The 23,245-nt window shown below is 68.2% G+C and carries 12 protein-coding genes; 7 read left to right on the forward strand and 5 right to left on the reverse strand.

Going from position 1 to position 23,245, the window contains the following annotated elements:
• Positions 1-3: 3 nt before the first annotated feature.
• On the forward strand, positions 4-1,683 hold the full coding sequence (locus FBZ90_RS08745; RefSeq protein WP_186455678.1) for a methyl-accepting chemotaxis protein: 1,680 nt from the start codon (positions 4-6) through the stop codon (positions 1,681-1,683).
• Positions 1,684-1,739: 56 nt separating this feature from the next.
• On the opposite strand, the gene FBZ90_RS08750 is transcribed toward FBZ90_RS08745, so the two are convergent.
• Entirely contained in the window at positions 1,740-2,306 is a 567-nt protein-coding gene (locus tag FBZ90_RS08750) for a DUF3833 domain-containing protein (protein WP_145731062.1), read from the reverse strand.
• Positions 2,307-2,481: 175 nt separating this feature from the next.
• Between FBZ90_RS08750 and FBZ90_RS08755 the strand changes: the two genes are divergently transcribed.
• Positions 2,482-3,603: a DUF5694 domain-containing protein gene (locus FBZ90_RS08755; RefSeq protein WP_211101953.1), complete on the forward strand. Its 1,122-nt coding sequence runs from the start codon at positions 2,482-2,484 to the stop codon at positions 3,601-3,603.
• Between the two features lie 25 nt (positions 3,604-3,628).
• On the opposite strand, the gene FBZ90_RS08760 is transcribed toward FBZ90_RS08755, so the two are convergent.
• Entirely contained in the window at positions 3,629-5,398 is a 1,770-nt protein-coding gene (locus tag FBZ90_RS08760; RefSeq protein WP_186455679.1) for a ShlB/FhaC/HecB family hemolysin secretion/activation protein, read from the reverse strand.
• Positions 5,399-5,457: 59 nt separating this feature from the next.
• A complete protein-coding gene (locus tag FBZ90_RS08765) occupies positions 5,458-16,995 on the reverse strand; it encodes an MBG domain-containing protein (protein WP_186455680.1) in 11,538 nt (3,845 codons plus the stop codon).
• A 610-nt stretch (positions 16,996-17,605) separates the two neighbouring features.
• Between FBZ90_RS08765 and urtA the strand changes: the two genes are divergently transcribed.
• From urtA to urtE, 5 genes are all read left to right on the forward strand, one after another.
• Positions 17,606-18,775, forward strand: a complete 1,170-nt coding sequence (gene urtA, locus FBZ90_RS08770) for an urea ABC transporter substrate-binding protein (protein WP_246130226.1) — start codon at positions 17,606-17,608, stop codon at positions 18,773-18,775.
• Between the two features lie 139 nt (positions 18,776-18,914).
• Complete coding sequence (gene urtB, locus FBZ90_RS08775; protein WP_145731068.1) at positions 18,915-19,823, forward strand: urea ABC transporter permease subunit UrtB; 909 nt, start codon at positions 18,915-18,917, stop codon at positions 19,821-19,823.
• A 23-nt stretch (positions 19,824-19,846) separates the two neighbouring features.
• A complete protein-coding gene (gene urtC / locus FBZ90_RS08780; RefSeq protein ID WP_246130227.1) occupies positions 19,847-20,959 on the forward strand; it encodes an urea ABC transporter permease subunit UrtC in 1,113 nt (370 codons plus the stop codon).
• Complete coding sequence (urtD, locus tag FBZ90_RS08785; RefSeq protein ID WP_145731069.1) at positions 20,956-21,762, forward strand: urea ABC transporter ATP-binding protein UrtD; 807 nt, start codon at positions 20,956-20,958, stop codon at positions 21,760-21,762. Before urtC ends, urtD begins: the two co-directional genes overlap by 4 nt.
• A complete protein-coding gene (gene urtE / locus FBZ90_RS08790; protein ID WP_145731070.1) occupies positions 21,755-22,477 on the forward strand; it encodes an urea ABC transporter ATP-binding subunit UrtE in 723 nt (240 codons plus the stop codon). The genes urtD and urtE overlap by 8 nt, the downstream gene beginning before the upstream one ends.
• Before the next feature lie 7 nt (positions 22,478-22,484).
• Here urtE and FBZ90_RS08795 read toward each other — a convergent pair whose 3' ends face one another.
• Complete coding sequence (locus tag FBZ90_RS08795; protein ID WP_145731072.1) at positions 22,485-22,904, reverse strand: type II toxin-antitoxin system VapC family toxin; 420 nt, start codon at positions 22,902-22,904, stop codon at positions 22,485-22,487.
• Positions 22,901-23,152 carry a FitA-like ribbon-helix-helix domain-containing protein gene (locus tag FBZ90_RS28795; protein ID WP_145731074.1) on the reverse strand — a complete coding sequence of 84 codons (252 nt, stop codon included), beginning with the start codon at positions 23,150-23,152 and terminating at the stop codon, positions 22,901-22,903. The genes FBZ90_RS08795 and FBZ90_RS28795 overlap by 4 nt, the downstream gene beginning before the upstream one ends.
• Positions 23,153-23,245: the final 93 nt, after the last annotated feature.

Genomic DNA, 23,245 nt, shown 5'->3' on the forward strand with positions numbered 1-23,245 from the left:
CCCATGAAGAACTTGTCCATTCGCGCCAAAGTGATCCTGGCATTCGCCGCAGTGCTTTGCATCACCCTGGTCCTGGGCCTGGTCGCCCTGCTGCAAGCGGGCCGCATGAACGCCTCGGCCATGGACATCCGCGACGATTGGCTGCCCTCCACCCGCGCGGTGGGCCAACTTGTCCAGGCGACGGAACGCTTCCGTTCGCTGGAGGGCTCCTACCTCCTGGTGAAGGAACCGGCCATGCGGGATGAGGTGGAAAAGCGCTTCGCCGCCACCCTGTCCGACTATGACAAGGCCTGGACCGCCTACACGCCCTTGATCGGCGCGGGCGACGAACGCGCGGCGGCCGATGATATCCAGCGCCTCTGGAAGTCCTATCTGGACATGCATCAGCAGCTGCTGGCCATGGCCCACGACGGCAAGATGGATGAGGCCATCGCCTTCTTCCGTGGCGCCATGATCGACAATTTCACCAAGCTGCGCCAGGCGCTGAAGACGGACGCCGAGGTCAACATGAAGGGCGCCGACCTGGCGGCCAAGGCCAACCGCGACAGCTATGAAAGCGCGAAGGCCGTGGTCATCGGCGCGCTGGTCCTGGCGTTGGCCCTGGGCGGCGCCGCCGGCTACGCCTTGATCCGCCTGGTGTCCAAGCCGCTGAACGACATGACCGGCGCCATGGGCCGCCTGGCCGACCATGACCTGATGGTTGACATCCCCGGCGCCGACCGCCAGGACGAGATCGGCCGCATGGCCGCCGCCGTCGCCGTCTTCCGTGACAGCATGATCCGGGCCGACGAATTGGCGGAGGAGGCCCGGCAGGAGCAGTTGCGCCGTGAGGAGCGCGTGCGCCTGCGCGAGCAGTACATCGAAGAATTCGACAAGGTCTCCACCGAGCTGGTGAATTTCGTCGCCCACGCGTCCGAGGAACTGGGCCAGACGGCCAGCCGCCTGACCCAGATCGTGGATGGCAACCGCCGCCAGGTCCAGGCCGTGGCCTCAGGCGCCGAGGAAGCCTCTTCCAACGTCCAGACCGTGGCCGCCGCGACGGAGGAGCTGACCGCCTCCATCGGGGAGATCAGCCGCCAGGCCATGCAGTCGGCCACGGTGGCCGACCAGGCGGTGCGACAGGCGGAGCAAACCGACGCCACTGTCAACGGCCTGGCCGAGGGTGCGCAGCGTATCGAGGCGGTGATCGGCCTGATACGTGAAATTGCCAGCCAGACCAACCTGCTGGCGCTGAACGCCACCATCGAGGCGGCGCGGGCCGGTGAAGCCGGCAAGGGCTTCGCCGTTGTCGCCACCGAGGTGAAGGCCCTGGCCAACCAGACCGCCAAGGCGACCGAGGATATCGGCACCCAGGTGGCGGCCATCCAGCAGGAGACGACGGACGCCGTCAGCGCCATCCGCCAAATCCAGTCCACCATCCGCGATATCGGTGCCGGAACCTCCGTCATCGCGGCGGCGGTGGAGGAACAGGGTGCCGCCACGCGGGAGATCACCCGCAACGTGACAGAGGCGTCCAAGGGCACGGTGATGGTGTCCAACAACATCGGCGCCGTGGCCGAGGCGTCGGAGGAAACCGCCGCCGCTTCCGTCCAGGTGCTGGGCGCCTCGCAAAGCCTGGCGAAGGAATCGGCCCGCCTGCAGGAGGCGGTGGCCGACTTCTTCTCCAAGCTGCGGGCCGCCTGATCACGTCTGCGCTGGCCGGGGCGCGCGGTGGAAACTCCGCGCCCCCGACCAAGCCTCTACTGCTGGAATGGGGTCGTTGAGGCCCCCTCATCCGGTGGTGCCTTCTGGAAGAAGATGCTGACCGATCCGATTTCAACGCCCCATTTGGTGACATGGGCCCGGTTCAGCATGACGCCGCCGGGTTGCAGGAACATCCAATCGTCGAAGGCGACGCGCATCGTGCCGTCACCGACCTTCAGGTCCAGGCGATAGGCCCAGTTGAAGGCGTTGCCCGACGCCACACCCCGGGCCACGCCCACGACATCGCCGGCCGTCCCCTCATAGCGGTCCGGCGCCACCCGCCGTACGGTCCAGGTTCGCTCCTCCCGTTCGCCATCGTTGTACAGAAAGCGTTCGTGCAGGATCAGGGCGCCGTCCTGGCGCGTTCCCTCGATATCGACCGTGAATTGGCGCCGCACCTTGCCGAAGCGGTCCTCGAACAGCCCCCAGGCCTTGGTGTGTCCGGTGAAATAATCCTCCAGGACCAAGGGGGGCGTGCCGTCCGCGAAATCCTTGGGCGCCATGCCGGCGCAACTGCTGAGCAGGGGCGCGCACAACAGCGCGGCGCAAATCCGTCTCCACATCTCAAACCCTTTCCAGCCGTGCCCCAGGGCCCCTTGTCCCCGGCACCGGACGATACGGTGTTGGACGCGCGGCGGATCAGGGGCGGACCGGGCGACCGACGCCAAAGCGGCCCTTTCATGACGCCGGGACGATCGGGATGATGGCGGACGCGCTATACGGTCCTTTGGGGGAATCATGAAACAAATCCGCCGCCGCCCGGCCTGCCTGGGCTTAGCCCTGCTTGTCGGCGTCCTGGCAGTCGCCAAAGTCATCCCGGCGGATGCCAGGACCGGGGCGACGGACTACCACCCCTCATTCAAGCCCGACCAGTTGAAGGGACCGCCAGCGGGCAAGGCCAACGAGGTGCTGGTGCTGGGCACACCGCATCTGTCGGGGCTCAAGGGCGAACTTCGGCCGGACATGCTGGAACCCCTGCTGGCCCGCCTGGCTGCCTGGCATCCGGACGCCATCGCGACCGAGGACATGTCCGGCCTGCAGTGCGACAGCCTGCGCCGTTATCCCACCCGTTATGCCTCAACCGTCGCCGACTACTGCCCAGACCCCGGCCCCGCCGGGCAGGCGACGGGACTGGACGTGCCCGCCGCCAACGCGGAGGCCGAACGGCTGCTGGCTGCCTGGCCGGCCGCCCCTACCCCCGCCGACCGGCGACACCTGGCCGCCATCTTCCTGGCGGCGGGGGAGCGGAGCTCCGCCCTGGTGCAATGGCTGCGCCTGCCGGCGGAGGAGCGGCACGACGGCGACGGGCTGACGCTCGAGCTCGTGGCGGCGCTGGACCGGGCCAAGGATCGCCGCAACGAAACCAACCTTATCTCGGCCGTGCTGGCGGCGCGCCTGGGATTGGAGCGGTTGTGGAGCGTGGACGACCACAGCGCCGACTTTCCCGATCCGCCGGACGCCAATGCCTATGCCGCCGCGATCACGCACGCCTGGGACAATCCCGTCGCCAAGGCGCGCCGGGCGGCGGATGAGCGGCTGGAGGCAGGCATCGCCAAACCAGATGGCCTGATGACCCTGTACCGCGCCTACAACGCGCCGCAGGCCGCGCTGCAAGCCTATCAAGCCGACTTCGGCGCCGCCTTGCGCGAACCCTCCCCCCAGGGATACGGCCGGAATTACGTCGGGTACTGGGAGACGCGGAACCTGCGCATGGTCGCGAACATCCGCGATGTCCTGGGCCAGCATCCCGGCACCCGCCTGCTCGCCATCGTCGGCGCCTCGCACAAGGGGTATTATGAGGCCTACCTGAACCAGATGCACGACGTGCGCCTGGCCGACACCAGCGCGGTGTTGCGCTGACGTCCATCGCACGAGAGAAGGCGCGTCAATAGCTCAGTGTCACGGACACGTGGCTCAGTTCACCCTTTTCCGCAGCGCCCGGCAGCTTGCGCAACTGCCAGCCGTAGGCGAACTTCACGGTCAGGTAGGTGCCGTAGGTGTAGCCCAGGCCCACTCCGGTGCTGGCCAGATTGACGTTGTCGCTTTCGCCCGCCGGGGTATTGCGATTCCACAGGCTGCCGTAGTCGACAAAGGCCAGCAACTGCAGGGCGTCATCGGGACCCCGCTGCATCAGTTTGAAAGCGCGGCTGCGCAGCTCCGTGCTGATCAGCACGCCCTGGTCGCCATTCACGGCGCGCTCATCATAGCCGCGCAGGATGTCGGCGCCGCCGGCCCCCAGCTGTTCGGTATCCAGCAGGGCGCGGTTGCTGAGTTGCCCAACCACCCGTGTGGCCCAGACCGCGTCCTCCGGCAGCTTGACCAGGCGGTTCAGTTCACTGCGGACATACAGGTAATTGGCCTTGGCGCCCAACCGGCCGGATTGGTTGTCCCCCGGTTGGAAGGCGGCATTGGTGTTGTCGCCGGTCAGGCCGCCAGGGCTCCACACCAGGGTGTTGCTCCACCCCGTGCTGCCCCAGGCGTCACCCAGGGTGGCGTTGTAGTTGGCGGAGAATTGGTTGATCTCCGTGGCCGTGCGCGAGATTTGGACGCCACCGAAGGCCAGGTTGTTGTTGGTGGTCTTGAAATCGTAGCCGAATTCCAGCTGATGGGCGAACTGCTCGGTACGCTTCAGCGGGATCTGATAGCGCAGGCTGGCCTGGCCGCTCTTGCCCACCAGGCCGAAGTCGTTGCCCACATTGGGCACGCTTTCCTCGTAGCTGCCGAAGATCATCAGGCGGTCTTGCCAGGGCAAGGGCGCGAGCCAGCTGAGGGAATGGCCGACGAAGGACGCGTTCCGCCCGCCCGGCCGGTCATGCCAGAAATCATTGCTGGTGGTCAGCTGGTAGGACAGCTGCTCATCCTGCCAGAAGGCATTGCCCCAGTTGAAACCCAGGTTCCAACGGTCGCGTCCCGTGCTGGGCGCGCCGCTGTTGTCATAGCCGGCATAGACGCGCAGGGGGAAGCGGTCGCGGGTGGACAACACCAGGTCGGTGGTGCCCGGCGCGGACCCCGGGCGATAGACCAGGTCAACCTGCCGGAAAGGATTCTCGTTCAGGCCGTTGACCTCGCGCAGCAAGCGCTCGCCCTCCACCCGGTCCCCCGGGCCAACGCCGATGTGGCGGGTCAGCAGGGCGCTGTCGAACCACTCGTTGCCCTCGGCCGCCACCTTGCCCACGGTGAATTCGCGCACCACCACCTGCACGGTGCCGTTGTCGATGTCCTGCTCCGGCACCAACACGTCGACCAGGGGGTGGTCGTTGTCGCGGTAGAAGGCGACGATCTGGCGGGCCAGTTCGTTCAGGTCGGCCAAGCGCAGCGGCTTGCCGATGTAAGCCTCCGCGATCGGGCGAAAGCCGGGACGGTCCAGGATATCGATGTGGCCGGTGTCCACGCCGGTTATCGCCCTGCCACCGGGTTGAACGGCGGCCGGCGTCGGGACGAAGACCAGGCCCTTCAACTGGGGCAGGATCACCCGATCTGACTCGGGCGCGGGAGCCGGCGGCATGGGCGGTTGCGGCGCTTGCTCCGCCGGCGCCTTGGCCGGCGGCTCCTTGGGCGCGATGCGCTCATAGCTTTGAGCCTGCGCCTGCACGGCGGTCAGGGACAGGCCGGCCGAGAGCAGGGCCGAGAGGACGCGTGCCGGTGAAACGGACATGGATTTCCTGGTCATGGGGGCGTTGTCTGACGGCTTGGTAGGGGCGTTCATGGCGGGCTTCAGCGCCACCGCTTGGCGATCTCGAACTCAGTCTCGTCCGTCCCATCCTGGTGGGCGGCGGAAAAGGTCGAGGTATTGGTGATGGTGCCGCCAGCCAGGGCCGGGGGCGCCAGGTAAATGACGCGGTAACTGCCCTGGGAGTAGTCGGAGCCCACCAGCGGCTGGGTTGGGGTGAAGGGTACCTTGCCAGAGGGCTGGTCCACGAAATGGGTGGAGGACGGGACCTGGGGCATTGTGACGGCCTGCACCGTCAGGGTTCCGGCGGCGTAAGTGATGAGGTAGTTGCCGGAAGTCAGCCCACTCGGCGTGATCGTGTAGGTGCCGCTGGCCGTGCCACCACCGCTGTAGACCAGGCTGCCGCCCAGGACGGCGCTGGTCTCACCGTTCACAAAGCCCGTGTAGGTGGCGCCATAAGCCGGGGTACCGCCGAAGGCGACGGTGACGTCGTTGGCGGTGACTGTCAGGGGCGCCCGGTTCACCGTCAGGGTTCCGGCGACATAGCTGATGGCGTAGTTGGCGCTGGTGAGGCCACCCGGGGTCAGGGTGTAGGTGCCGGCGTTGGTGCCCACCCCGCCGAAGGCCAGGCCGCCGCCCAGGACCGAGGCCGTGTCGCCATTGACGAAGCCGCTGTAGCTGGCGCCCAGGCTGGGCGTCTGGCCATAGGTCACGGTGGCGTTGTTGGCCGTGACGGTCAGCGGCGCCTTGTTCACCGTCAGCGTGCCAGCGACATAGCTGATGGCGTAGTTGGCGGCGGTGAGGCCGCCAGGGGTCAGGGTGTAGCTGCCGGCATCGGTGCCCGCCCCGCCGATGGCCAGGCTGCCGCCCAGGACCGAGGCGGTCTCGCCATTGACGAAGCCGCTGTAGCTGGCGCCCAGGCTGGGCGTCTGGCCGTAGGTCACGGTGGCGTTGTTGGCCGTGACGGTCAGCGGCGCCTTGTTCACCGTCAGCGTGCCAGCGACATAGCTGATGGCGTAGTTGGCGGCGGTGAGGCCGCCAGGGGTCAGGGTGTAGCTGCCGGCATCGGTGCCCGCCCCGGCGATGGCCAGGCTGCCGCCCAGGACCGAGGCGGTCTCGCCGTTGACGAAGCCGCTGTAGCTGGCGCCCAGGCTGGGCGTCTGGCCGTAGGTCACGGTGGCGTTGTTGGCCGTGACGGTCAGGGCGGCCTTGTTCACCGTCAGCGTGCCAGCGACATAGCTGATGGCGTAGTTGGCGGCGGTGAGGCCGCTGGCCGTCAGGGTGTAGCTGCCCGCGTCGGTGCCCGCCCCGCCGATGGCCAGGCTGCCGCCCAGGACGGAGGCGGTCTCGCCGTTGACGAAGCCGCTGTAGCTGACGCCCAGGCTGGGCGTCTGGCCGTAGGTCACGGTGGCGTTGTTGGCCGTGACGGTCAGGGCGGCCTTGTTCACCGTCAGCGTGCCCGCGACATAGCTGATGTCGTAATTGGCGCTGCTAAGGCCGCTGGCCGTCAGGGTGTAGCTGCCGGCGTTGGTACCGGCACCGCTGACGGTCAGGGTGCCGCCGAGGCTAGCCGCGGTGTCGCCGTTGACGAAGCCGCTGTAACTGGCGCCCAGGGTGGGCGTCTGGCCGTAGGTGACGGTTGCATTGTTGGCGGTGACGGTCAGGGCGGCCTTGTTCACGGTCAGCGTGCCGGCGGCATAGCTGATGTCGTAATTGGCGCTGGTGAGGCCCGCCGGGGTCAGGGTGTAGCTGCCGGCATTGGTGCCCGCCCCGCCGATGGCCAGGCTACCGCCCAGGACCGAGGCGGTCTCGCCGTTGACGAAGCCGCTGTAGCTGACGCCCAGGCTGGGCGTCTGGCCGTAGGTGATGGTTGCGTTGTTGGCGGTGACGGTCAGGGCGGCCTTGTTCACGGTCAGGGTGCCGGCGGCATAGCTGATGTCGTAATTGGCGCTGGTAAGGCCGCTGGCCGTCAGGGTGTAGCTGCCGGCGCTGGTGCCGGCACCGCCGATGGTCAGGGTGCCGCCCAGGCTGGCCGCGGTCTCGCCATTGACGAAGCCGCTGTAGCTGGCGCCCAGACTGGGGCTCTGGCCATAGGTGATGGTGGCGTTGTTGGCCGTGACCGTCAGGGGCGCCTTGTTCACCGTCAGCGTGCCCGCGACATAGCTGATGGCAGAGCCGTCGGTGGTGGTGGCCCCGCTGGCCGTTATGGTGTAGCCGCCAACGTTGGCGCCGTTGCCGGCCCCGGTGGAGGTCAGCGTCGGGGCGGTGCCGAGGCTGGTCCCCGCCAGATAGGCATGCGCCACCCCAGCCGCGCCACCGGACAGGGTGTAGGTCAAGGTGCCGCTGACGTCTTGGCCGTAGGTTTTGGTGAGGTCGCTGGCGGTGATCACCAGGGTAGGCTGTTCCGCGAAGACATAACGGTTTCCGCTGGCCGCAACGGCGCCGGAGGCCAGGGTGCGGTTCCACAGGGCGCTGTTGCCGCTGTCCAGGCCACCGAAGGTGTCACCGGCCGAATTGGCCGAATAGACCAGCCAACGGCCGCTGGCCGCGGCAATGGCGCCGGACCCGGCCGTGTTGACGAACGCCCCGGTGGTCGACAGGGTGACCGCGTCGCCGGTGGCCTGGCTGGTCACCGCATTGGCCACGGTCAGCGTCCCACCGATGGTGATGGTCACGGCACCCGTGGCGGTGATGCCGGTGATGCCACCGACGGTGCCGATGGTCAGGGCGCCGCTGTTGGTGAAGGCCAAGGCGCCGCCGCTGCTGGCGGCCAGGGTGCCGATGCTGTTGGCCTGCGTCAGGGTGATGGCGCCGCCGGCGTTCAGGCCCAGGCTGCCCACGGTGATGGTGGCGCCGCTGGCCTGGGTGATGGTGCCACCGGCCTCCAGCACCAGGGTGCTGGCATGGGCCGGGGCGATGGCCGCGCTGATGACGATGTCGCCGGACACGGGCGGGTCCACCACCAGGGTGCCGGCGGTGACACGATCCAATTCCGCCGCCGACAGTTCCAGGGTACTGGCGGTGGCGTCGGTGCCACTGCCCAGGTTGACGGCCCAGCCGCTGGTCACGGGGACCAGGGTGACGGTGCCGCCGGCGGTGGCGGTCACGGTGCTGGCCAGGTCCATGCGGTCGGCGCTCAAGGTGACGCCGGTGCCGCTGACCGCCTGGTTTACCGTCAGCAAGCCATTCGCCCCGGCGGTTAGGGCGATGGTGGTGCCACTGACGCCAGTGACGCCGTCCACCGTCCCTATGGTCAGCGCGCCCGCATCCTTGAAACTGACACTGCCGGCGCTGCTGCTGGCGGCCAGGGTGCCGACGCTGTTGGCGGCCGTGGCCAGGCCGATGTCGCTTGCGGCGCTCACGGCCAGGTTGGGGACGGTGATGCTGGCGCCGCCGGACTGGGTGATGGCGCCGCCCGTCACCAGCGACAGGGTGGTGACGTTGGTGGGCGCGATGGCCCCGGCGATGGTGTAGCCGGCTGTCTCGCTGATGTCGGTGCGGCCGATGACCAGGGTGCCGGCGGTGACGCCGTTGATGCCGGCGGCGCTCAGCACGTCGGCGCCGGTCACACTGCCGCCCACGGCCAGGGCGCGGTCGGCGGACTGCTGGCGCAGGGTCACCGTGCCCGTGGTGGTGATGGTGGGCGCGGCACCGCTGGACAGGGCAAAGTCGTCACTGGTCAGCGTGATGGCGCCGGTCTGCGTGCCGCCGCCGATGCTGGCGGCGGTGCTGGTGCCATCGCCCAGCACCAGGCCGGCGCCGGTGGTGCCGCTGCCCGTCAGGGCGATGGCGCCACTGGTGGTGCTGAGCGTTTCGCCGTAGAGCCGCAGGCCGGTGCCGCCCGTGCCCATGCCGGTCAGGGTGATGCCGCCGGTGGTGGCGGTCACGCCGCCGCCGTTCACCAGCAGGCCGGTATTGCCGCTGGGGCCCGCCGCCGCCGTGCCGGTCAGGGTGATGGCCCCGGCCGCCGTCTGCAGCGTGCTGCCCACCAGTTGGATGCCGGCATGCGCGCCGGCGGCGGTGCTGGTCGTGGCGCTGCCGGTCAGCGTCAGGGTGCCGGTGACGGTGGTGGTGAGGCTGCTGTTGGTCAGCGCGATGCCGGAGGAGGTGCCGGTGACGCTGGCCTGCCCGTCGCCCTTCAGGACGGCGTTGCCCCCCTCCAGGCTGATGGTGCTGTTGGTGATGCCGATGGCGGCATCGTCGGTGGCGCTTACCCCCGTGCTGTGGGCGTTGCCCGCGGTCGTGGGGTCGCTGACGACGGGGCCCCCCACCAGGGCCAGGGTACCGCCCTTGGTCAGAACGTTGACGCGGCTGAGGGTGATGCCGCCGGCGCCGCTGTTGTCGCTGTCGGCATACAGGGACAGGTTCAGCCCGGCGCCGACGATGCCGCTGACCGTGATGGCGCTGGAGGTGCCCTGCAAGGTCACGTTGTTGCCGGCCACTAGCGTCAGGGTGCTGGCGCCAGTGCCAGAAGCGATGGTCAGGCTGGTGTCGGTGATGGTCAGATCGCCGCCGGCCGTCAGGGTCAGGGTCCCGCCAGCCGCCAGGTTGGCGGTGTTGCTGGGGGTCGCCACCGTCAGGTCACCGCCGGCCGTCAGGCTGTTGCTGGCCGTGCCGCTCAGGATAAGGCCGTTGTAGCTGCTGCCGCCGGCGGTCACGGTGTCGACGGTGACGGTGCCGGCGGCCGTGACGCTGAAGGTGGCGCCGTTGGCGGTGAAATGCGTGAAGGCGTTGCCCGTGTTGGTCAGGGTGTAGCTGCCGCCCTCCAGCGCCAGGCCGCCGGCGCTGATCGCCTGGGTCTGGGTGACGCTGGTGCTGGCGCCGGTGAAGCCCAGGCCGCCGGTCAGCGTGATGCCGTTGATGGAGCCCACGGTGCCCACCGCCAAGGCGCTGCCGGACCCGATGAGGATCGAGCCGGTGTTGGCCGCCAGCGTGCCGATGCTGTTGATGCTGTTGCCGCCGGACAGGCTGCCGAGTTGCCAGACGCCGCCGCTGCCGGTCAGCAGCAGGCTGGGCGTGGTGATGGCGGCCGACTGCGTGCTGGTCCCGGTGCTGGCCAGCGTCAGGGTGCCGGTGCCGCTGACCGTCAGGGCGTCGTCCACGGTGATGGCGCGGCTGCCGGCCTCGATATCCAGGCTGGCGTTGGCGGACAGCGTGATGGTGCTGCCCGACACGGTGTAGAGCAGGCTGGAATCGATGCCGGACGGCCGGGCGCTGGCCAGCGCGCTGGTGCTGACCGCCGGGCCGTCGCTGGTCATCTGCACCGTGTTGCCCAATACGGTCAGGCCGGTGGTGGTGCCCCCGCTGGTGGTCAGGCGGACGGCATTGCCCAGCGTGGTGTTGCCCAGCGCCGGATTCAGGTAGGCGACCAAATTGCCGCCGGTGATGGGGCTGCCATCGGCCAGGATGTAGTAATAGCCGTTGGCCCCGGCGAAGCCGCTGCCCAGACTGGTGCCGTTGGTCAGCGCGCTGACGCGGTTGGCGATGGCGAAGCTGCTGCCGGCGGCGTTGCTGTAGGCGGTGCCGGTGACAATCTGGACTCCGCCCGAATGTTCCCAGGTGAAGTAGGGCAGCGTGGTGCCGTCGACCATGCCCCAGACGGGCGTGGTGTAGTCCCACCCGGCGCCGGTGAGGGTGCTGCGCGTCTGCAGTTGGGCGGTGGTCTTGCCCGTGACGCCGGTGGCCGTGCCGCTGCCCACACCAGCGGACAGGCCGGAGGTTTCGGTGTCGTAGAAGCTGTTGGTGGCGGTGCCGGTGTTGCTGCCGATCAGGCCGCCCAGGGTGGGGGTGCCGGTGGTGACCACCGCGCCGATGCTGTAGGTGTTGGCGACGGTGCCGCTGTTGCTGCCCACCAGGCCACCCACGGCCGAGCCGCTGGCGCGGACCGCGCCCAGCAGGGCCGTCTGCGCATAGGCGTCCTGGATCGTTCCGCTGTTGCTGCCGACCAGGCCGCCGACGGCCTGTCCGCTGCCGCCAGCCGTCGTGCGGATGCCGCCCAGGGAATAGCTGTCCTGGATGGTGCCGCTGTTGCTGCCCGCCAGGCCACCCACGTTGGTGCCGCTGGCGGTGATCAGGGTATCCGCCTTGGTCTGCAGCAGCTGGCCGCCGCTGCTTCCCAACAATCCGCCGACGGTGCTGTTGCCGGTGATGCTGCCGGTCACCGTGACCTTGGTGATGTTTCCCCCGCTCGCGGACCCCGCCAACGCGCCGACATTGCTGCCGCCGGTGATGGAGACGGCGCTGAGCGTCAAGTCATGGACATAGCCGGAGAGTTGGGTGAAGAGGCCGACATCGCTGGTGCCGGGCCGGTTGATGGTCAGCCCGGTGATGGTGTGGCCGCCGCCATTGAACGTAGCGGCGAAGCTGCCGCCGAAGTTATCGATGGGGGAGAAGCCGCCACTGCTCCAGACCTCCCCGGTGGCGGACAGGGCGCTGCCCAGGTTGATGTCGTTCGCCAGGGTGTAGTTGAGGGTGGGGTGCAGGTTCACCAGCTGCAACTGATGGGCCGAGCGGATGGTGGTGGAGGCCTCCGCCTGCAACAGGGGCCGCGTGCTGCCGTCCACCATGTACCAGGTGTTGGTGAAATCCCACCCGCTGATGGGGGTGGTGCTGCTGCTGAATGCCTGGGTGCCGGTCAGGCCGGTGAAGCCAGCCACCGTCAGGCCGCTGCCGCCGCTGGCGGCGCCATAGCTCCGCCCCGTGGTGGTGACGTCCCAGAACGAGTTGCTGGCGGTGAACGTCACACTGGACAGGCCCACCAGGCCGCTGGTGTAGACGCTGCCGCTGGTGCTGCTGACCGCGCCGCTGGCGTAGCTGTTGTTGATGCTGGAGCCCGCCACCTGGATGATGCCGACCAGGCCGCCCGCCTCCTGATAGCCGGTGACGGCGCCGGTGGCGTAGGTGTTGGTCAGGCTGGTGCCATACAGGTTTCCCACCAGCCCGCCGACCACGCTGCCCCCACCGGTGACGGCGCCGCTGGCGCTGGAGGTGGTGATGGCGCCGCTGGCAAGGCCAACCAGGCCACCAACGTCGGTCCAACCGCTGACGGAGCCAGAGGCCCAGGACCGGTCGATGGTGCCGGTGCTCTGCCCCGCTAGGCCACCCACGTACAGGCCGTGGCTGCTGGTGCCCGAACTGCTGACCGTGGCGGTGGACCAGCTGTCCGCGATGGCGCCATTGGTGAAGCCCACCACGCCGCCGACACTGTCGGCGGTGGCGCTGACCGTGCCCGACATGCCAGTGTAGCTGATCGCGCCGGTGGTGCTGCCCACGACGCCGCCCACCTGGCTGGCGCCGCTGACCGTGCCGGACACGGTGATGTTGCTGATGGTGGTGCCGGTCGCCGAGCCCACCAGGGCGCCCACATTGTTACCACCGGAGACGGAGACGTTGGTGAGCGCCAGATTGGCCAATTTGGCCGAGGCGGTGGTCGTGGCGAACAGGCCTTTATTGGCAGCGCTACTGGTGATGGTCAGACCGCTGATGGTGTGGCCCTGGCCCGACAGCTCGCCGGAGAAGTTGGCGATGGGCACGAACCCCCCGCTCCAAATGTCAGCGGTGTTGGCAAGGGGGGTGGCCAAGCCGATATCGTTGGCGATGGTGTAGCGGGCGGTGGGGGCCAGGGCCACCAATTGCAATTCATGGGCGTTGCGGATGGTGGTGCTGGCCTCCGCGCGCAGGACCGGGCGGGACAGGCCGGCGGGCAGATACCAGGTGTTGGTGAAATCCCAGCCACTGAAGTTGGATTGAACCGCCATCTCGGCGGTGGTGCGGCCGGTCATGCCGGTGGCGCTGCCGCTTCCGGTGCCGCTGGATAGGCCGGTGGTCTGCTTGTCCCAATAGGAATTGTTGATGGTGGCGCTGACGTTGAAGCCGATCAGGCCGCCGATCTTCGTGCCCGGCGCGCTGATGGTGCCGCTGGCGTAGCTGTTGCTGATGGTGCCGGTGGCGCTCTGGCCCACCAGGCCGCCTATTTCATCCACGCTTCTGCCGGAGGTTTCCGTGACGGTGGCGGTGGAATAGCTGTTGGAGATGTTGGTGGATATCCCCGCCAGGCCACCCGCCAGGGCTTGGCCACCGACTCCGCCGCCACCGGTGACGGTGATGGTGCCGCCAGCGTAGGACGTGTTGATGGCCGTGGCGCTCAGGTCGGCGGTAACGCCCAGAACGCCGCCGGCATAACCCTGCCCGCCATTGACGAAGCTGAGATTGACGTCGGCCATCGAGGTGGAACCGGTGATGGTTCCGCCATTGTACTGAATCCCCACGATGCCGCCGACGCCGTAGCCGCCACCGCCGCTGAACGTCAACGTGCCGGAGACATAGGCGTTCGTGATCTGGCCGCCACCGTTGGCGCCCACCAGCGCGCCGACATGGCTGTCGGCGTTGGTGACGGTGATGGCCACGTTGGTCAGGGCGATGTTGTTGAGGGTGCCGGTGTTGCCGCCGAACAGGCCGATATAGGTGTTGCTCCCGCCACCGTAGTTGATGGTCAGCCCATCGATGGCATACCCCTGGCCGTTATAGGTGCCGCTGAACGGCGTCGACGGGGTGCCCAGGGGGATGAAGCCGGCGGGGACGCTGCCGGTGGTGGACTTCCAGATTCCGCTGGCGGTCGGGGCCGGCATGCGGATGTCGTTGCTCTGGGTATAGCTGGCCGTCAGGTCGTGGGCGACCAGCTGCAATTGGTGGGCGTTGCTGACGGTCAGTGAATATTCCCACAGGCCCAGAGGCCGGGTGCCGCCGTCGCTCAACCACCAGTCAGTGGTGAAGTTGAAGGCGCCGTAGGCGCTGGCCTTGTAGGCATAGTTGCTGGCGGCCGACTGCGCCGGGTCGCTGGTGACCGCGGTGGCGCTGCTGGTGCTGCCGCCCACGGTGGCGCCCGCGGCCGACAGGCCGGCGGCGGTGTAGCTGTCCCAATAGCTGGTGGCGATGCTGCCCGTGCTGACGCTGTCGCCGTTGGTGCCCACCAGGCCGCCCACGCTGGTGGCGCTGCCGCTGCTGCGGGTTATGCTGCCGCTGGCCCAGCTGAGGGTTATGGGGTTGGCGTTGATGCCCACCAGACCACCCAGGTTGGTGACGCCGGTGACGGACCCGGTGGCGTAGGTCTTGGTGATGCTGCCGCCCTCGGCGATGCCGATCAGGCCGCCGACGGCATCGTTGCCGGTGACATTGCCGGTGGCGTAAGCGTTGGTGACGGCCGCACCCTGGCCGAAGCCGATGAAGCCGTCCGTTCCCACCAGGCCGCCGACCTGGCTCGCGTCCGGGGCGTAGACGGTGCCCAGGGCGTAGACGTTGGTCAGCGAGCCGGAGCGCTGCCAACCGACCAGGCCGCCCACGCCGTTGCCGCTGTAGCCTTTGGGGACGGTGATGGTGACATCGGTCCAGCTGTTGCTGATCGACTGCTGGTCATCCTGGCCGATCAGGCCGCCGATGAAATCGCCATAGCCGGTGATGGAGCCGGTGACATGGACGTTGGTCAGGGACCCGCCGCCGTTGGCGCGCCCGACCACGCCGCCCACACGGTTTGAACCGGCGATGTTCACATCCACCAGACCCAGGTTGCGGATCGTGGGCCCGTTGCTTGTCGGCGTGTCGCCGAACAGGCCCACCGCAGTCGTGGAGGGGCGGTTGATGGTAAGACCGGTGACGGTGTGGCCTAGGCCGTCCAGCGTCCCGGAGAAGCTGTTGATGGGGGCGAATCCCGCGCCACTGTTCCAGGCGGCGGTGCCGCTGGCGTCGATATCCCGGCCCAGGGCATAGGTGCCGGACAGGTTGGTCGACAGATTCTGCAGGTTGGTGGCGGTGTTCACCAACATGTAGGTCGTCAGGGCACCCGACCCCAAGGCGACATTGCCGGCATAGCTGGTGGGGGAGGCATAGCTGGCGGGGTTGTAGTAGAGGTTCACCGAGCCGCTGCTGCCGGTCATGGCGACACCACCGCTGGTGAACGTGACGGTGCCGCTGCCCGTGCCGGTGTTGTCGGCCCGCAGGGTGACGTCGCCGGACCCGGCGGTGTGGCTGATCGTGCCGCCGTTGAAGATGATGCTGTGATAGGCCGACAGCGTCAGGCTGTGGCTGGCGGACCAAGTCACGTTGTTGGCGACGGTGATGTCGCCCGTTTGGCTGCCGATGCTGCCGGTGGTGACGGTGACGTCGGCGGTGGCCAGGGCGTTTTGCAGCGTGGTCGTGTTGATGACGGAGCTGTTGCCCGTGGGGGTGAAGGTGCCGCTGGACTGGCTGCTGTTGGAATTGCTGCCGGTGGAGATGGTGACGTTCTCCGGGTCCAGCAGCAGTTGGCCAACACTGCCCACCGGGGCGGTCAAATCCACCGCGCCGGTGAAGTCCAGCAGCTTGTGGCTGGACACTTCGGCGAAGCCGCCGTTGCCGGTCCGGGTGCCGCCCTTGGCGCTGAGGGTGCCGGCGAATCCCGTCTGTTGATCCGACCAGACGATGACGCTGCCACCATTGCCGGTGGCGCCCGCGTCGGCCTTCAGGGTGGCGCCCGCCGCGACGCTTGTCTGGGCGGCGGTGGCGACGGTTTGCTTCACCAGCTTGGTGGCGGCATCGGCGCCCCCTTGGCGGTCGCCGCCCAGCAGGATGGTGCCGCCGGCGCCGGTGGTGCCGCTGGCATCGACCACGGCGCCGGCCTGCACCGCCACCGATTTGCCGGTGGCGGTGACGGTGCCGCCCGTGCCGTCGGCGTTGGTGGCGGCCACCGTGCCGGCGACGGTGACGGCGCCGCCCTGGTCCGTGGCCGTCTCGGTCGACCCGCTGGCCGACAGCCAGATATGCCCGTCCTTCACGGTGGTGCCGGTGGCGCGGATGGCGCCGCCGCCATTGCCGGCCAGGGCATAGATGTTGCCGCCGGCGGCCTTCAGTTCCGCCTGCGCCGCCGCGATGGCGCCGGTGTTCGTGACATCGCCGCCGCCGACCTGGACGTAGACCCGTTCCCCCGCATCGCCGTCCTTCAGCAGCACCTGCTGGCCGGCGGCCAGGCCCACGGTGCCGTTGGGGGCGGTGATGGTGCCGTCGTTGGTGACGTTGCGCGCGATCAGGAAGACGTCGCCGCCGGTGGCGGAGATCTTGCCCAGATTCTTGACCTCGGCATCGGTGTCGCCCTTGAACAGCAGGGTGCCGCCGGCCATGAAGGCGTCGTTGGCGATGTCCAGGGTGCTGGCGGTGAAGCTGCCGCCCGTGACCACCACGCCACTGGCCCCCACCACCACGCCCGCCGGGTTGATGACGTACAGCGTGCCCGTGGCCTTCAGCGTGCCCAGGATGGTGGACAGGTTGCCACCCGTGACGCGATTCAGCGTGGCGCCGCTGCCGTTGTTGAAGCTGACGGTGCCGCCCTGGCCGATGGAAAAGCTTTTCCAGTCGATGACGGCGCGCTGGCTGCCCTGGTTGATGGTCAGACTGCCAGCCCCGCCGGAGATGGTGCCCGAACCCGCCTGGAAGGTGCCGCCCGTGGGCAGCGCCGGGCCATTGCCGGCGCGGGCCGTTCCGGTCGCGGCCAGCAGGGCCATGGCGGTGCCGGCCAGCAGCAGCGCCCGGCCACCGGGCCGGGCATTCCGCGACATTCCTTGAGCGGAATCAGCACGCCCTTCGATTTGAACCCCACCACCCGGCGAGATCCGCCCCCGCACCCCCATCCCGACCCGAGAACCCATGCTGCATGCCCCTGGAACCTATGGCTTTATCCTGGGCGCATCGGAACATGGGGTGGAGTGTCATTGGGCCGAGACGCAGGGGACACAGACCGTCCGCTACGCCCCGCCTCCTGCCTTGGTTGCGACTGCGCCGCCGGCCGCTCAACAGATGGTGGAGCGTCCTGCAGCGCGACCATAACGCAACCTGAGCGCGCAGCTTGCTGACAATATCGGAAGTGTACGGCAGTTATGCTGCCAATATAGCCAAGTTGTTTATGCGATTAGTGGCATACATACAAAAGATATATGGTTAACGCCACGATCCGGCATCGCGAACGCAATGCAATCTGGGCAGGTGGAGCACCGGGCCGCCATGCGGGCAACATCCCCGCGCCCCTCTACGTCAAACACCCCATACCCCACCCCGGTGCCCCGGCCTAGCCTGCCCTCCGTGACCGCCGCCCACCGGGTGGTACGGGACGCAGCGAAAGAAAAGGGGATGGCGATGAGGGGGATGTACCCGTGGGCCGGGGTTGCGGCGGTGCTTTTGACGACGACCGGCCTGTCGGTGCCGATGACGGCCCGGGCCGCCGACACGGTGAAGGTGGGCGTGTTGCAGTCGCTGACCGGCACCATGGCCATCAGCGAGGTCACGGTGAAGAACGCCGAGATCCTGGCCATCGAGGAGATCAACGCCAGCGGCGGCGTGCTGGGCAAGAAGATCGAGCCGGTGGTGGAGGACGGCGCGTCCGACCCCGCCATCTTCGCCCAGAAGGCGACCAAGCTGGTGCAGGATGGCGGCGTGGTCACCGTCTTCGGCGGGTGGACCTCCGCCAGCCGCAAGGCCATGCTGCCGGTGTTCCAGAAGCTGAAGAGCCTGCTGTGGTACCCGGTGCAGTTCGAGGGCAACGAATGCTCGCCCAACATCATGTATTCCGGCGCCCAACCCAACCAGCAGATCCTGCCGGCCCTGCAATGGGCGGTGGAGAAGGGCTATAAAAGCTACTTCCTCATCGGGTCGGACTACGTCTTCCCCCGCACCGCCAACCTGATCCTGAAAAAGCACATCGACGCCGATAAGCTGAAGGTGGCGGGCGAGGAATACGTGCCCCTGGGCGGCACGGATTTCAGTGCCGTCATCGCCAAGGTGCAGGCGGCCAAGCCGGACATCATCTTCAGCACCCTGAACGGCGACAGCAATGTCAGCTTCTTCAAGCAGATGGCCGCCGCCGGCCTGCCCTCGGCCAAGTTGCCCGTCATGTCCTTCAGCATCGGCGAGCAGGAGGCCGTGGCCATGGGCCCGAGCCTGGTGGAGGGCAGCTACGCCGCGTGGAACTACTTCCAGAGCCTGGACAGCGTCGCCAACAAGAAGTTCGTGACCGCCTACCAGGCCAAGTTCGGCGCGGGTGCTGCCGTCACCGACCCTATGGTCCACGGCTATGTCGACGTCTACGCCTGGAAGGCGGCGGTGGAAAAGGCCGGCAGCTTCGATCCGGAGAAGGTGCGCGCGGCGGCGGTGACGCTGGACTATCTCGACACCGCCATGGGCAAGGTGAAGTTCGCCGCCAACCAGAGCCTGGTGCAGACCGGCTACATCGGCCAGCTGGACCCCACCGGCCAGTTCAAGATCATCTGGCAGTCCAAGGGCACCATCGACCCCGATCCCTATGACCCGCTGGTGTTCCCGGGCAAGAAGTGCCCGGCGAGCTGATAGAAAACAAACGACGGCATGAGGATGTCCTCATGCCGTTGTAGCCCGCGACTGCGGGCGCTGGAGCGAGCACCGCAGGGCGCAGCGAGGATTAGCCAAGGCCACGGATGTGGCCGCCCGGCGTCTGAGGGAGAAACAAATGAGCGAGTGGCCCCTTATCGCTGGCCAGGTCTTCAATGGGTTCAGCGTCGCCTCGCTTTACGTGCTGGCGGCCCTGGGCCTGGCGCTGAGTTTCGGGCTCATGCGCGTCATCAACATGGCGCACGGCGAGATGCTGATGCTGGGCGGCTACCTCGCCTACCTCACCTTGCAGGTGGTGCCGGGGCCGTTGGGCATCCTGGCCGCCATGCCCGTGGCCTTCCTGGGCGCCGCCACCGTGGGCGCGGTGCTGGAGACAACGCTGATCAAGCGGCTGTCGGCCCGGCCGCTGGACACGCTGCTGGCCACCTGGGGTGTCAGCCTGATCCTGCAGCAGGCCGCGCGCAACATCTTCGGCGCCATCGGCGTGGACGTGCGGGCGCCGGAGTGGCTGAACCATGCCTACACGGTTTCCTCCGGCCAGTTCGCGGGCCTGACCATCCCCGCCACCCGCCTGTTCATCCTGGCCGTGGCCTTCGCCGTCATGGGCGCGCTCAGCCTTCTGCTGGCGCGGACGCGCATCGGCCTGCTGGTGCGCGCGGTGAACCAGGACCGGGGCATGGCGGCGGCGGCGGGCATCAACGTGCGGGCCGTGGACCTGTCGGTATTCTGCCTGGGCACCGGCATCGCCGGCCTGGCGGGCGTGGTGCTGGCCCTGCTGGGCCCGGTCACCCCCAATGTCGGGCAAAGCTATGTCGTGCCGGCCTTCCTGGTGGTGGTGCTGGGCGGCCTGGGCAGCCTGAAGGGCACGGCCATCGCCTCGCTGATCGTGGGGCTGTTCTCGGCCCTGGTGCAAATCCTGGTCGACGTCAGCCTGGCCCAGGTGCTGCTGCTGCTGTTCGTCATCGGCTTCATCCAGTTCCGCCCCCAGGGGGTGGTGGCCGTGCGGTCCCGCGCGCTGGACGCGTGAGGCGCCAAATGAAGGAGGACGGCATGGATATGAGCATGCGCAAAGGGACGCCGCTGTCGGGGCCCCTGGCGGGCGTCACCTTGGGCCGGCCCATGGCCCTGTCGCTGGCGGTGGTGGCTCTGGCCGCGCTGGCCCCCTGGCTGGTGTCGGCTTATGAGCTGAACCTGCTGGCCCGCTTCCTGGCCATGGCGCTGCTGGCCATGGGCCTGGTGCTGGTCTGGGGCCAGGGCGGGGTGCTGAGCCTGGGCCAGGGCGTGTTCTTCGGCCTGGGCGGCTATGCCATCGCCATGCACATGAAGCTGGCGGCGCTGGGCGACGGCGATCTGCCCGACTTCATGGTGTGGAGCGGGCTGGACGCCCTGCCCTGGTGGTGGGTGCCGTTCAAAAGCCCCCTGGTCGCCATCCTGGGCGTGGTGCTGGTGCCGGGCGTGGTGGCGGCCCTGTTCTCCTGGGCGGTGTTCCGGCGGCGGGTGGGTGGCGTCTATTTCGCCCTGATCACCCAGGCGCTGGCGCTGGCCTTCGCCACCCTGCTGATCAGCCAGCAACCCTCCACCGGCGGCTTCAACGGCCTGACGGATTTCCAGACCGTGATGGGGGTGGATCTGGGCACGCCGGCGGCGGCGCATGGCCTGTACTGGCTGACCCTGGCCCTGGTGGTGGGGGTGTTCGTGGCGTTGCGCGCCCTCATGACGTCGCGCTACGGCACGCTGCTGCGCGCCATCCGCGATGGTGAGAACCGCATCCGCTTCCTGGGCTACGACCCCACGCCGTTCAAGGTGGTGGCCTTCACCATCGGCGCCGTTCTGGCCGGCCTGGCCGGAGCGCTGTTCACCCTGCACGCCGGCGTGGTGTCGCCGGCGCTGGTGGGCGTGGTGCCCTCCATCGAGATGGTCATCTGGGTGGCGGTGGGCGGGCGCAACAGCCTGGCCGGCGCCATTGCCGGCACCCTGGCCGTCAACCTGGCCAAGGATGGCGTCAGCAGCGCCTTCCCCGACCTGTGGCTCTACGCCCTGGGCCTGGTGTTCGTGCTGGTGGTGACCCTGCTGCCTGGCGGCCTGGCCGGCCTGGTGGCCGACGCCGGTGGCACCACCTGGGGGCGGCGGCTGAAAACCTTGATCATGGGTGAAGCGAAATGAACGCGCAGGCGACCGCGTCCCATATCGGCACCACCGCCCCCGCCAGCACCCTGCTGCTGGCGGTGGATGGGGTGACGGTGGACTTCGATGGCTTCAAGGCCCTGAACGGCTTCAGCCTGACCCTGGACCGGGGCACCCTGCGGGTGCTGATCGGCCCCAACGGGGCGGGCAAGTCCACCCTGTGCGACGCCATCATCGGCCGGGTGCGGGCCACCAGCGGCCGGGTGATCTTCAAGGACCAGGACATCACCCACCTGCCGGAGCATGAGATCGTGCGCCGGGGCATCTGCCGCAAGTTCCAGACGCCGGGCGTGCTGCCCGGCCTGTCGGTGGTGGACAACCTGATGATCGCCGCCAAGCGTGACCGGCGCTGGTGGTCAACCTTCCGCCACGGCGTGGCGGCGGAGGAGAAGGCCCGCGTGGCCGACATATTGGAGACCATCGGTCTGGCCGACCGTGCCGCCGCCCCCGCCGGCCATTTGGCGCATGGCGAGAAGCAATGGCTGGAGATCGGCATGGTGGTGGCCACACGCGCCGACCTGCTGTTGCTGGATGAGCCCACCGCCGGCATGGGCCCGGCGGAGACCAGCCAGACGGCGGCCCTGATCCGCCGCCTGGTGGGCCAGCACGCCGTCCTGGTCATCGACCATGACATGAGCTTCCTGGAGCAGTTGGACGCCCGCGTCACCGTCATGCACCAGGGCCAGTTCCTGAAGGAAGGCAGCGTGGCCGCCATCCGCGCCGACGCGGACGTCGCCGCCGTCTATCTGGGCCGCGCCAAGGAGGACACCCATCATGGCTGAACCGTTGCTGACGCTCACCGGGGCGGCGACATCCTATGGCCAGAGCCAGGTCCTATGGGACATCGACCTGGTGGTGCCCGCCGGCGGCGCCGTGGCGCTGATCGGCCGCAACGGCGTGGGCAAGACCACCTTGCTAAAAACCATCATCGGCGCCCAGCGCCTGACCACCGGCCGCATGACCTTCCAGGGCCGGGACGTCAGCGCCCTGGGGCCGCACCAGCGCGCCCGCGCCGGCATCGGCTACGTCCCCCAGGGCCGCCACATCTTCCCCCACCTGACGGTTCGGGAGAATTTGGAAACCGGCCTGTCCGCCCTGGCCGGCCGCGGCGGCGGGGCGATGAAGGCGGGCGTGCCCGACCACATCTTCGACCTGTTCCCCAAGCTGGCGCAGATCATCAACCGCAAGGGCGGCGTGCTCAGCGGTGGGGAGCAGCAGCAACTGGCCATCGGACGCGCCCTGGCGGGCCAGCCCAGCCTGCTGCTGCTGGACGAACCGACGGAGGGCATCCAGCCCTCCGTGGTCCAGCAGATCGAGGACGCCCTGCGCCGCATCCGCGCCGACCTGGGCGTCACCGTCCTGATCGTGGAGCAGTACCTGGACTTCGCCTGGTCCTTCGCCGACAGCTACCGCGTCATGCAACGTGGCCGCATCATCCGCGCCGGCAGCACACGCGAGAAGACGGCGGCGGAGGTGGCGCACTTGGTGAATATTTGAGGCTCAGTCAGGGAGCCCATGGATTGACCAGCGACACGCCACAGCCCGAGAAATCATCGATATTACGTGTTGCTACTGTGGCGGCGAGCGAGTGGGCAATCGCTGCGATTTGGGCATCAAGGGCGGAGATGGGGCGCCCAGCCTGGCGTCTCACTGTGGTGATGCCCGCGAATGAAATCGCGGCTTGAGTGTCGAAGGGCAATATTCGGCCGGCGAAGTCGGCGACGAACATCTGTAGCGCGGCATTCTCCAAGCCAGCCCGCCGACGTCCCTCTGGGAGCAGGGCGACGCCTGATAGAATTTCAGCCTGGGTGATGGTGGTGGTGAACAATAAGGACGGGGGTTGTTGGCCAAGCCAACGCAAAACAGCATCCGATGGCGCCGGACGCATCAGCTCCGATAACACGTTGGTATCAAGAATAATCATTCCGGGAAGCTAGGCGGATTACGTAACGGCTCACGTGGCGGCAACGCCAGCTCCACGCCGCCAAACGGGGCGAAGCGACGGCGGATCGATCCTGCCAAATCAGCCGGGGCCGGCGGCAGATCATGGACCAGAACGGCTTGAAGGATGTGCCGTGCCTCTTCCTCCATCGAGCGTCCATGGTCCGCCGCCTGGGCCCGTAGGCGGCTCTCCAACGGTTCTTCCATGTTTCGGATAGTAAGGCTGGCCACGGCATACTCCAATTATGATGCGTGATGGAAAGTTTAGGCGTTAACGTCTCCCGCAGCAATGTGGGCCGATATGAAGCTTATCCGATTGCGATG

This window comes from Nitrospirillum pindoramense, from assembly GCF_007827955.1.
GTDB lineage: Bacteria > Pseudomonadota > Alphaproteobacteria > Azospirillales > Azospirillaceae > Nitrospirillum > Nitrospirillum amazonense_B.

Excerpts from the sequence above, each read along its gene's own strand:
- urtC (WP_246130227.1), top strand. The coding sequence starts at position 19,847 with ATGGATATGAGCATGCGCAAAGGGACGCCGCTGTCGGGGCCCCTGGCG.
- urtD (WP_145731069.1), top strand. The coding sequence starts at position 20,956 with ATGAACGCGCAGGCGACCGCGTCCCATATCGGCACCACCGCCCCCGCC.
- FBZ90_RS08760 (WP_186455679.1), bottom strand. The coding sequence starts at position 5,398 with ATGTCCGTTTCACCGGCACGCGTCCTCTCGGCCCTGCTCTCGGCCGGC.
- FBZ90_RS08750 (WP_145731062.1), bottom strand. The coding sequence starts at position 2,306 with ATGTGGAGACGGATTTGCGCCGCGCTGTTGTGCGCGCCCCTGCTCAGC.
- urtE (WP_145731070.1), top strand. The coding sequence starts at position 21,755 with ATGGCTGAACCGTTGCTGACGCTCACCGGGGCGGCGACATCCTATGGC.
- FBZ90_RS08755 (WP_211101953.1), top strand. The coding sequence starts at position 2,482 with ATGAAACAAATCCGCCGCCGCCCGGCCTGCCTGGGCTTAGCCCTGCTT.
- FBZ90_RS08765 (WP_186455680.1), bottom strand. The coding sequence starts at position 16,995 with ATGTCGCGGAATGCCCGGCCCGGTGGCCGGGCGCTGCTGCTGGCCGGC.
- FBZ90_RS08795 (WP_145731072.1), bottom strand. The coding sequence starts at position 22,904 with ATGATTATTCTTGATACCAACGTGTTATCGGAGCTGATGCGTCCGGCG.
- urtB (WP_145731068.1), top strand. The coding sequence starts at position 18,915 with ATGAGCGAGTGGCCCCTTATCGCTGGCCAGGTCTTCAATGGGTTCAGC.
- FBZ90_RS08745 (WP_186455678.1), top strand. The coding sequence starts at position 4 with ATGAAGAACTTGTCCATTCGCGCCAAAGTGATCCTGGCATTCGCCGCA.